This window comes from Embleya scabrispora (assembly GCF_002024165.1).
GTDB lineage: Bacteria > Actinomycetota > Actinomycetes > Streptomycetales > Streptomycetaceae > Embleya > Embleya scabrispora_A.
Genome location: NZ_MWQN01000001.1, coordinates 6,117,798 through 6,130,931, shown reverse-complemented (window position 1 = coordinate 6,130,931; position 13,134 = coordinate 6,117,798). Strand labels below are relative to the sequence as shown.

The 13,134-nt window shown below is 71.9% G+C and carries 10 protein-coding genes; 3 read left to right on the top strand and 7 right to left on the bottom strand.

What is annotated here, in order from left to right; genetic code table 11:
• The first annotated feature begins 193 nt into the window (after positions 1-193).
• Positions 194-535, top strand: a complete 342-nt coding sequence (locus tag B4N89_RS26735) for a VOC family protein (RefSeq protein ID WP_321170714.1) — start codon at positions 194-196, stop codon at positions 533-535.
• A 264-nt stretch (positions 536-799) separates the two neighbouring features.
• On the opposite strand, the gene B4N89_RS26730 is transcribed toward B4N89_RS26735, so the two are convergent.
• From B4N89_RS26730 to B4N89_RS26715, 4 genes are all read right to left on the bottom strand, one after another.
• On the bottom strand, positions 800-1,519 hold the full coding sequence (locus B4N89_RS26730; RefSeq protein ID WP_078978338.1) for an SGNH/GDSL hydrolase family protein: 720 nt from the start codon (positions 1,517-1,519) through the stop codon (positions 800-802).
• The gene (locus tag B4N89_RS26725) at positions 1,516-2,001 is read right to left on the bottom strand and encodes a cupin domain-containing protein (protein WP_078978337.1); all 486 of its coding nucleotides are present in this window, start codon (positions 1,999-2,001) and stop codon (positions 1,516-1,518) included. The genes B4N89_RS26730 and B4N89_RS26725 overlap by 4 nt, the downstream gene beginning before the upstream one ends.
• Before the next feature lie 83 nt (positions 2,002-2,084).
• Entirely contained in the window at positions 2,085-2,921 is an 837-nt protein-coding gene (locus B4N89_RS26720) for an AraC family transcriptional regulator (protein WP_078979660.1), read from the bottom strand.
• Positions 2,922-3,021: 100 nt separating this feature from the next.
• Positions 3,022-4,737 (bottom strand): alkaline phosphatase D family protein, encoded by a 1,716-nt coding sequence (locus tag B4N89_RS26715; protein WP_078978336.1) that lies wholly within the window; start codon positions 4,735-4,737, stop codon positions 3,022-3,024.
• Between the two features lie 710 nt (positions 4,738-5,447).
• Between B4N89_RS26715 and B4N89_RS26710 the strand changes: the two genes are divergently transcribed.
• Positions 5,448-6,653 (top strand): serine hydrolase domain-containing protein, encoded by a 1,206-nt coding sequence (locus tag B4N89_RS26710; protein WP_235618805.1) that lies wholly within the window; start codon positions 5,448-5,450, stop codon positions 6,651-6,653.
• 242 nt (positions 6,654-6,895) lie between these two features.
• The gene (locus tag B4N89_RS26705; protein WP_078979658.1) at positions 6,896-7,408 is read left to right on the top strand and encodes a hypothetical protein; all 513 of its coding nucleotides are present in this window, start codon (positions 6,896-6,898) and stop codon (positions 7,406-7,408) included.
• A gap of 57 nt (positions 7,409-7,465) precedes the next feature.
• Here the strand turns inward: B4N89_RS26705 and B4N89_RS26700 are convergent, their stop codons facing one another.
• The 3 genes from B4N89_RS26700 to B4N89_RS26685 form a co-directional block, all read right to left on the bottom strand.
• Positions 7,466-8,314 carry a DUF4097 family beta strand repeat-containing protein gene (locus tag B4N89_RS26700; protein WP_078978335.1) on the bottom strand — a complete coding sequence of 283 codons (849 nt, stop codon included), beginning with the start codon at positions 8,312-8,314 and terminating at the stop codon, positions 7,466-7,468.
• 491 nt (positions 8,315-8,805) lie between these two features.
• Entirely contained in the window at positions 8,806-9,576 is a 771-nt protein-coding gene (locus tag B4N89_RS26690; protein ID WP_078978333.1) for a thioesterase II family protein, read from the bottom strand.
• 14 nt (positions 9,577-9,590) lie between these two features.
• Entirely contained in the window at positions 9,591-12,911 is a 3,321-nt protein-coding gene (locus tag B4N89_RS26685) for a non-ribosomal peptide synthetase (RefSeq protein ID WP_078978332.1), read from the bottom strand.
• Positions 12,912-13,134: the final 223 nt, after the last annotated feature.

The following is a 13,134-nucleotide window of genomic DNA, read 5'->3' as shown; positions in this document are numbered from 1 at the left end:
CGCGGCGGGCGGGATGGCTCTACCACTCGGTCGACAACGTGATCACGCGGCGCAACGAGTTCCCCGGGCAGGGGCCGCAACGGTGAACCCCAACGGTAATCCCCGCGGACCGGGGTAGCAGGGCCCGAGGCCCGGCACTCGGGGCACGAGAGAAAGGCGTCCGGAATCAATGAATCTTCGACTGGGATGTGTCGTGATCACCACCACCGACATCCACCGAGGCGTCGCGTTCTGGACGAACGCGCTGGGACTGCGTCCGCGCGACCCCGTGACCGACGACACCGAGTTCGTCGTTCTGGTCGAACCGGACGGCGGCCGGCACCGGATCAGCCTGCAACTCGGCGAGGTGTGGGAGCGGGTGGAGCCGCCTCGGGTACACCTCGACCTGTACACCGACGACCAGGAGGGCGAGGTGGAACGCCTGCTCGCACTGGGCGCCACCCGATTGCCGTGGGACTACCCGAAAGACCCCGACTTCGTCGTCCTGGGCGACCCCGACGGCCATCCGTTCTGCGTGGTGGTCCAAAAGCCCTGAACAGGCGGCCGGAGACCGAACCACCCGCCCGTGGGCACTGGGGCACCTGGGGCACTGGGGCACTGGGGAACGCCCTGAAGGCCCCGTAGCGCGTGGACCGGCCGGGGACCGGTCGTGGAACACGCGTCACGGGGCCCGGAACGCCGAAACGCCGAAGCGCCGTGAAGTACCGCGAAGCCGTCACCGAGACGCCGCGGTCTCCCGCGGCCGCGTTGCCGTGCCCTTGGGCGGGTTGCCCCCGTGCCGGCGCTCGGCCGGGGCCGGTTAGGTGCTTCGGGTGAGCAGGCCGGCGTCGATGGCCTCGGCGACGAGGGCGGCGCCGCGGCTGTTCTGGTGGATGTGGTCGGTCGTGAGGACGAGATTTCGCCGGCTCGAGATCGTGTCCAGGCTGCGGCGCAGCACGGCGTGTTGGAGGAGGACGCCGACGACCGCTGCGGGTGTCACCTCGCGGTACGGAATCGGCGGCGGGTCCGCTCGGCGCAGTTCCTCGATCTGGCTTTCGTGGAGGGGAAGGTAGGTCACCTCGTGGGCGGCGGCGACCTCGGCGATGATTGCGCTGTACGCCTGTGATGCCCGTGCCGCCGCTCCGTCGGGTTGTTGGCCGAGCACCGGGAGGGACAGCAGGCCGATCGTCGCATCGGTCCGGGTGCGTAGCCGCTCGACGACGGCTTCCAGGCACTGCCGGAACCAGGCCGCCGACGGGCGCTCCGGGAGGTGTTTGCGCTTCATGATCTGCTCGACGGGGTAGCCGGCCAGGCTCGCTCGGGCGTCGTTGGTCCCGATCAATACGGTGATGACGTCGGGCGGGTCCGCGACGACGGCGTCCAGGCGTTGCAGGAGGTTGTAGGCGAAGTCGCCGTTGACGCCGAAGCGGGCGAGGCGCACGTCGCCGCGAGGGTGGCGTTGTTGGAGAAGGTGCAGGTAGTCGACGCTGAACTGGGCGCGGGTGAGGCTGTCGCCCAGGCACGCGATGCGTATGGTCACCGCGTCTCCGGGTCGGATGTGCCGGGGTGTTCGCTCGGGTGGGCGTCGGTGCGAGGGTGGGCGTCGGTGCGGGGGTGGTGGTCGGTACCGAGGCCGGCGGTGATGGTCAGGATGGACGTCGGCCCGGCCATGTCGACGACGTGCCAGGCGCCGGCCGGGTTGATGGTGGCCTCGCCCGGCTCCAGCGTCACACGCTCGCGTGCCCCGTCCACGTCGCGGATCACCGTCACCGATCCGCTCAGGCAGACGACCAGTTCGTCGCCGGCGGGGTGGCGCTCCCAGTGGTCGCCGGGGCCGTCGCCGTCGAAGATCATCACCATCCGGCCTTCGGCGCCGTCCGCCGCGACCGCGGCGCCGTATGCCTGGAGCACCTCCGGACTCCAGGCGAAGCCCTCGATGGGTTTGGCCCTGGATCCCAGTCCGAGGTGCACGGGGGTGGTCCGCAGGTCGACGGCGTCGTGTTCGTCGTTGAGGAGTCTCATGCCGACGATCGTGCCGCGTGGGCGATCGGGTGGTCTTGAACGAAAGGGAACACGAGCCCGGGCGACGGGCAGCCGGTCGGCGGCTATCCGGTCGCGAGGAGGACTTCGCCACGACGCCAGGCCGTGGGTGATCGGCCCGTGAACTCGTTCCAGTCCCGGACGAGATGGGCCTGGTCGGCGTAGCCGGACGTGGTCGCCAGGTCGGCCCACGGGAGCGGGGCGCGCGCCGTGGCCAGTTCGTGCGCGTGCTCGAAGCGCAGGACTCGGGCGAAGGTCTTCGGTGAGAGCCCCAGTTCGTCGCGAAACCGCTCGGTGAGGTGGCGACGGCTCCAGCCCAGTTCCTCGGCGACCGCTTTGACCTGGACCCGGCCCCGGGTGGCGACGAGCCGGCGCCATGCCTCGGCCACCTCGGGGCGCGCCCGGTGCGCCCGGTCGCCGCCGGCGCCGCGTTCGACGGCTCGAAGGAGCAGTTCGTCCAGTGCGGCGAACCGCGTCGCCCATGTCGTCGCCGCGCGGAGCCGCTCGACCAACTCGGTGCCGAGCGATCCGAGTAGTTCGTCGAGCGGGACGAGGTGGTGGGCGAGCCCGGCGGCGGGCATGCCGTAGACGGCCCGGGCGCCGAGCGGTGTCAGCGCGATCTGCACACCCTGCTGCCGTCCGTCGTGATGGATCGCGACGGACCGGCTGCGCAGACCGCACGCCACGCTGTCGTATCGGGTGATCGGCGACCCGTCGTCGACGCCCGTCGCCACTTCCAAGGGGCCCGACAGGCTGATCACCGTGGTCAGCACGCGTCCCGGCGGCCCGCAGTGCACTCCCTCGGGGAACCCGCGGAGGTCGAAACCGATGTACGAGTCGACATACGGCCGCAGGGCGGTCGTCGGTCGTGCACCGGCCCCGGTGGTCGTGCGATCCTCCACGCTCGTCAGTGTACGAGCCGGCGCGTTCGACAAGATCACCACCTGGGCCACCGTGTGCCGGCCCGCCGGCACGGGGCGTCCCGGCACCCGGTCCGTCCGGTCAGTCCTTGCGCAGTACCGCGCGGCCCACGCGGCGCAGCCGTGCCGCGCGGTTGCGCCGGCCGTTCTCGGCCCGGTCCAGGGAGAGCGTGGCGCGGCGCCCGCGCAGGGTGAGCGTCATCAGGTGGTTGCCGAACCACGGTCCGCCCAGCTTCGTCCACTCGACCGGCAGCGGGGTCAGCCGCGCGTGCCCGGCCAGGGCCCGCCCGATCCGGGTCGCCGTACGTCCCCACCCGAAGCGGAAGCCGATCCGGATCGCCGGCGGGACCGAGTTGTGCACGGGCGAGCAGGTCAGTTGATAGACCCGGGCCGCGCCACCGGAGGCGTCGCCCGCCTGCGGCCCCTCTCCCGAGCCGAGCCAGTGCGCCTCCGCCGCGTATACGTGGTGCACGTCCCCCGACAACACGCACACCGTGGCCGGCGCCGGCCCGCCCGCCCGCGGCCCGTGCAGCGCGATCCGCCCGATCAGCGCGGACAGCGCCTCGAACGATTCGCGAAACGCCGCCCAGTGCTCCAGGTCGCCCGCCCGCCGCAACCACTCGCTCCAGCGCGCGAGGCGGGGCCCGCGAACGCCCGCGCACAGCGCCTCGTTCCACGACTCCAGGTCGTGGATGCCCGGCGGCAGCAGCCACGGCAGCGACGTGCCGATCAGCAGGTGGTCGTATCCGCCCTCGTCCGCCTGCTCGGTGATCCAAGCCAACTCGTCGGCGCCGATCATCGCCCGTCGGTCCGCGGTCAGCACCCGACCGGCGCGCGAGTCGATCATCAGCAGCCGGGTCCGGCCGAAGTCGCGCCGGAAGCTCCACCGCGTGGTCGCCTTACCGTCCGCCTCCGCGTCGGCCCGCAGCGCGAACTCGTGCAGCAGCGGCCCCACATCCTCCCCCGGCCCCGCCGCCCGGACCTGCGCGAGCACCTCGTTGCGCGCCAGCGCGGCCGGGTCCAGGTTGCCGACGTGCTGATAGATCCAGTACGACGCGAGCGCGCCCGCGATCCGCTCGGACCACCAGTCGGTCGCGGCCATGTCGGCGCGCCACGCGTGCGAGGTGTTCCAGTCGTCGATCACGTCGTGGTCGTCGAAGATCATCGCGCTGGGCACGGTCGACAGCAGCCAGCGGATCTGCGGATCGGACCACGACTCGTGATAGAGCAGCGTGTACTCCTCGAAGTCGGCGATCTGGCCGCCCGGGGGTTCGTTCAGGTCGCGCCGCCGCGCCAGCCGGTTCTGCATCGCGCGCGAGGTCTCGTCCGCGTACACCTGATCGCCGAGCAACAACAGCGCGTCCGGCAGCGGTTCGTCCGGCGAGCGCATCAGCCGGCGGGCGAGCGTGTCCAGCGCGTCCGGATCGAGCCGGCGCTCCTCGCCCGCCTCGGTGCTCGGCGGACTCGACCAGCGACAGGACCCGAACACGACGTTCAGGTCCCGCTCCCCGTCGTCGGCCGGGGCGGTACGCAACACGCTCGGCGGATAACCCGAGCGCTCGTCCGGCCAGCACGCGCGTTCGTCCAGCAGCACCCGGTATTCCCGCGACCGCCCCGGTGTCAGCCCCTCGACCACCACCAGCACGTAGTGGTGGCCGAAGATCGTCCACGTGGGCGCACTGGCCACGCCGTCCTCGCACGTCACCGTCACCACACAGGGCGAGTCGGTCTCCACCCACACCGTGGCACTCGTGCGATCCACGTGCCGCAACACGGGACCGAGCAACAACTCGGCCATCGTCCCCGGCCCTCCCACCTCGTCGACACCCTCGACCCCCTGTACCTGCCCGCCCCCGATACCCGCACACCCCACGAACCCTCATGCCGGCACGTGCCGCATACCCCCCGGCCCGGACGGGCGCCGTCGCCGGACTGCCGGACTACCGCCAAAGTTGAGGGCCGGTTCAACGCTGCGTTCGACGACCGGGGAGCCCGCCGGGTCCAGCACCGATCGAGGACCCGGAACGGCTCCGAGTCGGGCATCGGGTCCCCAACCTTCGGCTCTTGCGAAGGCGGGGAATTCTCAGCGTCACTACCACTGCGGCTACGCGGGCGCCGTGTGATGCCGTCCGCCGGCAGCTGACCCGCAGCGGGGTCGTGTCCCTCGCGCGCGCCTGTGCCGCCGGGCGGGAAATCGAGCCCGGCACGGACGGATCCACGATGTACCGCGCGGGGACGGCCGGTTCGGCAATTGTGTCGATGTCCTGATGAATCATCGGATCTCCCGGGGGCGGCATCTGTCGCGGGGTGGGTTCGGGGTGTCCTGGCGGCTGGACATGGGGGCGGGGCACGGTCGGTCGGTCGGTTGTTCGTTGTCGGGTGTGGTGTTGGCTCTGGGGAGCCCCATGGGGCTCGGGGGTGATCTACGCTGCCGCCGACGGGTGCTCGGGGGCGCGGCGTTGGGTGCGGCCGACGGGCGAGTGTGACGACATTCGGGGGTACGGCGTGGTGGCGTGGAAGAGGGCGCGGGGCGGCGTGGTCGGGTTGGCGGTGATGGCGTTGGTGGCCACCGTGTTCACCGGGTCCGCGGGGGCTTCGTCGGATGGGGCGGACCGGTCCGGGGGCCGGCACCAGGAGACGCGGCGGGCGATCGAGGCCGCCGTGCGGGCCGGGGTTCCCGGGGTCACCGTCCAGGCACGCGACGGCCGAGGGGTCTGGCGGTCGGCGTCGGGGGTGGGCAACCTCCGGACGGGTGCGCCGCGCGGCCGGGACGATCGGTTCCGGGTCGGCAACGTCACCGATACGTTCGTGGCGACCGTACTGCTCCAGTTGGAGGCGGAGGGGCGCCTGCGCCTCGACGACACCGTCGAGCGCCATCTGCCGGGCGTCGTCCGAGGCAACGGCAACGACGGGCGGGCGATCACCGTACGGCAGTTGCTCAACCACACCAGCGGGCTGTTCGACTACGCCCTCGACCCGGAATACGGAGCCACGTATCTGGCGGGCGACGGCTTCCTGCGGCACCGCTACGACACGCTGACCCCCGAGACGCGCGTACGGGTGGCGCTCTCCCACGCGGCGCCGTTCGGGCCCGGTGTCCGGCACTCGTTCTCGAACACCAACGACGTCCTGGCCGCGCTGATCGTGGAGCGCGTCGCCGGCAGGCGGTACGAGGACGAGGTGCACGATCGCATCGTCGAACCCCTCGGGCTCGGGGCGACGTCCAACCCCGGCAACCGGGTCCGGCTCCCCCGGCCGAGCAGCCGCGGCTACGCCAAGCTCTTCGCGGCGCAGCCGGATCGCATCGACGACGTCACCGAGACGAACGGGTCCCAGGCCTGGGGCAACGGCGACATGATCTCCGACGCGGACGATCTCAACCGGTTCTACTCGGCCCTGATCCGCGGACGGCTGCTGCCGCCACGGCAGTTGGCGGAGTTGAAGACGACCGTCGACAATCCGGATTTTCCGGGCGCGTCCTACGGTCTCGGCATCGAGCGGTTCACGCTGGGCTGCGGCGTCACGCTGTGGTACCACGACGGCGGCGCGCCCGGGTCGATCACCATGGTCGCCCTGACCGAGGACGGCCGGCATCAGCTCGCGTTCAACTACAACGGCGCTTGGGCGGCGGAGACCATCCTGCCCATCGTGAACGCCGAGTTCTGCCCGGCGCGTTCGGACACGCCTGCGGACACGCCGTCCGACACGCGCTGAGGCGGGCGCCGGAGCGGGTGGTGCGACGCGGCGCCGCCCCTCCCGCACCCCGATGGCGCGGCCATGGCGCCAACCGTGGCGGCAGGTCGACCGGATCCCGCCGGTCCGGGCGGGCCGGCGCGGTCCGGGTCGCGCCGCCGGCCGCTTCGACTCCCGCGCCGCCACCTGGACAAAGGGATCGCGGCCCGACATCGGGCCAGGTAGGCGCCGTGCGGCGCAATCACTGTGCCATGATGGGGCACATGGAACTACGGGAGTATGTCGAGGCGCTGCGCGACGAGCTGGTCGCAGCCTCCGCGGCCGGAGATGCCGAGACCCGCGCGGTGGCCGAGCGGCTCGTCGCCCCGTTGGAGTCGGCCGTCCGGCTCACGTTGCTCAAGGTCCTGTCGGCGGCGGCCGACGAGATCACCCGGGACCTGGCGCCCGGCTCGGTGGACCTGCGCCTGCGCGGGATGGACCCCAGCTTCGTGGTGACGCCGCCCTCGGGCGACGACGGCCCCGCCCAGGACGCCTCGGAGGAGAGCGGTGACCCGGCGAGCGACTGGTCGACCGGCGAGTTTGGTGGCACCAGGGGTGGCGCCACGGCTCGGATCAACTTCCGGCCGCCGCAGGAGATGAAGGACGAGATCGAGAAGGCGGCGACCCGCCAGGGCGTCTCGGTCAACACGTGGATGGTCCGCGCCTCCGCCGCGGCGCTGTCCAACAGCAAGCGGTCCCATCGCGGCAAGCAGCAGTTCAACGGCTGGGTGCAGTAGCCGCTCCCGGCGCGACGGCCCCTCTGCCCGGCCGCCCTCCGCGCGGCGGCCCGCCCGTCAGGCCCGGTGGATCGTGATGTCCCCGTAGGAGGTGTGCGCCCGCACCTCGATCGCCTCCCCGAGCGACTTGGCGATCTCCTCCAGCGTGTTGTTCACGCGCCCGTATCCGGTGTTCAGATCCAGCTTCGCCGGGCTGTCCCCACCGATGCCGACCTCCAGGTCGCCGGACCCGGTCTTGAGCACGAGCGAGCCGCGGGTCACCTCCGCGACCCGGATGTTGCCGTTGGCGGTCTTGGCCTCGGTCGTGTTCCCGGAGGCGTGGCCGACGGTGATGTCGCCGTTGGAGGTGCGCGCGTGCACGTCGCCGGTGACCCGGCCGATCTCGATGTCGCCGTTGGAGTTCTTGGCGTCGATCGCGCCGTCGACCTCCGTCAGCCGGATCCGCCCGGTGGCGGTGGCGACTTCCGCGTCCCCGTCGACCCGGCCCACGCCGATGTGACCCGCCGTGCGCAGGTTCAACCGGCCGACGTGCTCCAGGCGAATGTTCGCGGTGGACGTCTTGTACGTGCACTCCCCGAGGCGTCCGGAGCCGCGCAGGTCCGCCATCGCCGCCTCGCCGCGCACGCGCGAGCCCGTGGGCAGCACGATCGACACGTCCACCGAGCGGGACTTCCGGGAGAAGTCCACCACCACGGGCACCCCGCGCTTGGGCCCCTTGATCAGCAGCACGCCGTTGGCGTATTCGACCCGGATCTGGTCGGCCGCCTTGACGTCCGAGGGGTCCTTCTCGTCGGTCGGCCGTACCTCGACAACGGTGTCGGTGCGGTCCTCGGCGGTGATCTCCACGTCACCGACACCGAGTTCGAACTCGACGGAGATCGGCTTCGGGGTCTCGAAAACAGGCATGGTTTTCCTTCCTCGTCATTTCCGGGCGGACCCTTCGGCACGCGTGGCAGCACGGCGAAGTACGGCTCGCCCTCGCGGGGCCGAAGACTCGACCACGCCCGGGGCCGGGTCGTGATCGATCTCGTCCGCGGCTGCGCCCGGCGCGTCGAACGACATGCGGCGGATTCCGGGCTCCGGCGGTCGCGCCTTCGGCACGACCGCGTCCCCACTGTCGGTCCGAGCGAGCGCGGCGAACTCGTGCCCGAACCCGTCCACGAACGGACCCATATCCATGACGTCATCATGGCGCACATGTTGCGCCATCACAAGTCGCCATGACCCGGATGGCGCCATCGACGGTACGCCGGCTCGGCCCGGACGAGTATCCGGGCAGGTCACCGGGCCTGGGCAACACCCGTACGGCACCGCGAGCCGAACACCTCGCGCGAGTCACGGTATCCGGATCGACACCTCGCCGCGCCGGTCGACGTACCCGGACCGGGCCCGTCGGGTCACGAGGCGGCCTCCACGCCACGCTTGACCCGATCCAATACATCCCGCAGATCCGCCAGCAGTGTGTCCTCCTCGGCGCGGAGGTAGAAGTGCCCACCCGGGAAGACCCGGATCCGGAAACCGGCATTCGTCGTATCCGCCCAGCGGCGCATCAGTTCCGGGCTCACCTCGGAATCGTGGTCGCCGGTGTAGCCGTATACCGGACAGTCGAGCGGAGGCCGATCGCCGGCGGGATAGTCGTCCACCATCCGGTAGTCCGCGCGGACGGCGGGGAGCAGGATCTCCCGCAGGTCGGGATCCGCGAACACCGGGGCGCGGCTCTCGTCGAAGCGCACGACGTCCGCGATGATCTCCTCGTCCGTGCCGAAGTGTCGCCGCAAACCTTCCAGCGCATGCGACGGGCGCCTGCCCGACACGCACAACGCGGCCGGCGGGCACCCGCGCTTGTGCAGCCGCAGGGCCACCTCGTGTGCCACCGAGGCCCCCATGCTGTGCCCGAACAACACCAGCCGATACCGGGTCAACCCGACGAGGGCGTCGACGATGTCGTCGGCGAGGGCCTCCAACCCGGACGGAAACGGATCGCCGATCCGATCCTCCCGGCCCGGGTACCGGATGGCGAACAGCCCGACGTCCGAAGGCAGTCCCCGTGCCCAGGTGCGGTACGCGTTGGACCAGCCGCCGGCGTGCGGGAAGCAGACGAGCTTGGTCGCGCACGCGTCGTCGTCACGAAAGCGGCGGAGCCACCGCTCTTCCACCGGACTCGTCATTCTCGGGATTCCTCTCAGAGGGCCTTGCCGTCCTTCGTCCGCCTGCGCAGAGCCGGCCGGCTCGACCGGGAGAGGTCTCCCCACATGTCCGACAGGCCGATGATGGTGCGCGCCGCGAACAGGGTTCGGATGGACACCTCGAGGTTCAACTCCGCCCGGATCAGGCCGACCAGCCGGATCGCCCGCAGCGAGTTCCCGCCGAGGTCGAAGAAGTCCTGGTCGATACCCACCCGGTCCAGTTCGAGCACGTCGGCGAACAGCGCGGCCAGGACCCGCTCGGTCCGGTTGCGCGGAGCCCGGTAGGACCCGCCGTCGAACTCGGGCTTGGGCAGGGCGGCCCGATCCACCCGACCGCCCGCGGTCACGGGCAGGCGTTCGAGGAGCACGAAGGCCGTCGGCACGACGGACTCGGCCAACCGCTCGGCGGCGAACCGGCGCAACTCCTCGCCCGACGGGGCCGGGGAGCCGGAATCCGAGGAAACCGAGGAAACCGGGGAACCCGAGGAGCCCGCGAGCCCGGAGGAGTTCGCCGCGCCCTCTCCCGCGCCGCCGACCGGAACCACGTAGGCCACCAGACGCGGCTGCCCCGACTCGTCCGCCCGCCCGACCACCACCGCCTGTGCCACACCGGGGTGTTCGGACAACACCTCCTCGGCCTCGGCCGGCTCGACCCGGACACCGCGCACGTCGAACCGGGCATCGGCCGCGCCGACGTACTCCAACCCGCCGTCGGTTCCCCACCGCACCAGATCCCCGGTCCGGTACATGCGACCCCCGGCCGGGCCGAACGGGCAGGGCACGTAGCGCTCCGCGGTCTGCCCGGGGCGTCCGGGACGGCCGCGCGTCACACCGGCGCCGGCCACGTACAGTTCACCGGTCACCCCGACGGGAACCGGCGCCAGGCCCGGGCCCAGGACGTACAGGGCGGTGTGGTCCATCGGGCGGCCGAGCGAGCCCGCGTGGTGCGCCGCCTCGCCCTCGACCGGGTGGTCGCACGCGGCGAGCACGGTCGTCTCCGTCGGGCCGTGGCCGTGCACGATCGTCAGGTCGGGGCAGGCCTCGCGCACCCGGCGCAACGCCGCCGAGGACACCCGGTCGCCGCCGGTCCACACCTCGCGCAATCCGGCCAGACGCTCGGGGCGTTGCGCCGCGATCGCCGAGAAGAGGCCGGCGGACAACCACGCCGCCGTGATCGGCGTCGACGCGGCGAGCGCGTCCACCGCCGACTCCCCCGGCCCGGCCACCAGCACCCGGCCGCCGTTCAGCAGCGGCACCCACAGTTCCAGGGCGAGCGCGTCGGCGGTGATCGGCGAGTGCCACAACACGGTGCCTCGGCCGCCCTCGTGCCACCGGCGGTCCAGGGCCAGGCGGGCCATGTTCCGGTGCGTCACGGCGACGCCGGCGGCCTTGCCGGTCGGTCCGGAGCCGTACATCACGGCCAACAGGTTGTCCGGGTGCGACGGGGCGGCGGCCTCCGGCGCGGCGTCGCCGGTGTCGCCGGTGTCGGCGGCGGTCTCCGGCCGCACGTCGTCGAACAGGATCACCGCGACGTCCCGGGCGACGGCGGCCCCTTCGGCGGTCGCCGCGTCGGTGAGCAGCACCCGCACCGAGGAGTCGCGCACCACCGGCACGACGCGCTCCGCCCGGGACGTGGGGTCGATCGGGAGGTAGGCTCCGCCCGCCCGCACCACCCCGAGCAGCGCGACGGCCAGATCCACCGACCGGGGCAGCGCCACCGCCACGACCGTTTCCGGACCGACGCCGCGCCCGCGCAGCGTCTCGGCCAGGCGGCCGGATCGTGCGTGCAACTCGCGGTATGTGAGCGCCGATTCGCCGAACTGTACGGCGATGTCGTCGGGGGCCTGCGCCACCCGGCGGGCGAACAGTTCCGGAACCGTCTGTTCCGGCAGGGGCACGGTCGTGTCGGAGGGCGCGGTCGGCACCCGGTCGCGTGCGTCGCCGGCGAGCACGTCCAGCGCGCCGACGCGCAGCTGCGGATCGGCCGTCACCGCGTGGATGTGTTCGATCAACTCGGCGCCGATGAAACGCAGTTCGGCGCCCGTGTACAGGCCGGCGGGGGCGTCGAGGCGCACGAACAGGTCGCTGTCGGCGCTGCCGTCGGTGTAGACGCCGACGGACAGTTCGTCGAAGACCCCGTTCGTTCCGCCGAGGTAGCGCGCGGCGTGGTCGGCGAAGTGCAGTTGCTCCGCGAACTCGACGATGTTCAGCACCGCGCCGAAACTGCCGCGTCCGCTCAGGACGGTGCCGCTCGCGCGCTGGATCTCCGAGTAGTGGCAGGCGGTTTGCCCGAAGATCTCGTAGGTCTCGTCCACGACCGAGTCGGCGATGTCGGCGAAGGTCGCGCCCAGCGGCACCTTCACCCGCATCGGCACCACGTTCACCGCCAGGCCGGGCGTGCGGCTCGCTTCGCCGGCCCGGTTGGCCACGGCCAACGAGAGCAGGAACTCCTGCCGATCGCACCGGTGTCGGAAGTACACCGCCGAGGCCGCGGTCAACAGCGACGACATCCACACGCCCATCGACTCGGCGGCCTCGATCCACCCGTCCGCCTCGGCGCGCGGCACGGTCAGGGTACGACTGACCATGCCGATGGAGTCGGCCAACTGCGCCCACCGGTCCACCCGACTCATCGGCTCGACCAGCGCCGAGCGCGCCGCGTCGGACAGGGGTACCCGCGGCACCTGCGCGGGCGCGGGCGCGTCCGCGAGGTAGTCGCGCCAGAACTCGGTGTCCTCGGCGAACTTCGGGGACGCCTGGTATCGCGCGGCACCGGCGGCGAACGACTCGATGTCCCACGGGTGTTCGGGCTCCGGCACCGCCGTGCCCCGGGCCAGCGCGGTGTACACCTCGGCGAGGCGCCGCGACAGCAGGCCGCCCGCGCCGTACCCGTCCGAGACGAGGTGGTGGTAGGCGATCACCACGAGGGAGCGGGCCGGCCCGAGCCTGACCACGCCGAGCCGGAGCAGCAGGTCGCGCTCCAGGTCGAACGGCTGCTTGAGCATGTCGGCCAGCGCCTCGCGCGCGGCCTGCTCGGGATCCGGCTCGGCGCCGACGTCCAGGAAGAACGGCTGCCAGTCGGTCGATTCCCGGGGCACCAGCAGCAGATTGCCCTCGCCGTCGTCGACGAAATCGATCCGCAGCACTTCCGCTTCCGCCAGCACGTGCCGGAATGCGGATTCCATGACCGCCGTGTCGATTTCACCGTCCACGTCCCACATGCTCAGCGCATGGTTGAGCATGTCCGGGGACATTTTCTGGGCCAGCCACAATCCTTTATGCGCCGACGACGCACCGAACGAACGCACAGGGATCATCCCCTCGGCAAACAGGCCAGGAACCTGAAGAAATTCGCAGATCACCTCCACCTTCACGGAAGTGTGATCGGCCGGTCAAGACAACGGGTGCCGGAGCGGGCGGTGCCGCGTGGAATCCGCGGTGTCCCGCCGGCGGGACACCGCCGGCGGGTGAAATCCCGCACGAAACGGCGAGGATACGCCGGACCCGCGCCCGCTTCCCGGCGTGGCGTCGCCACCCCGC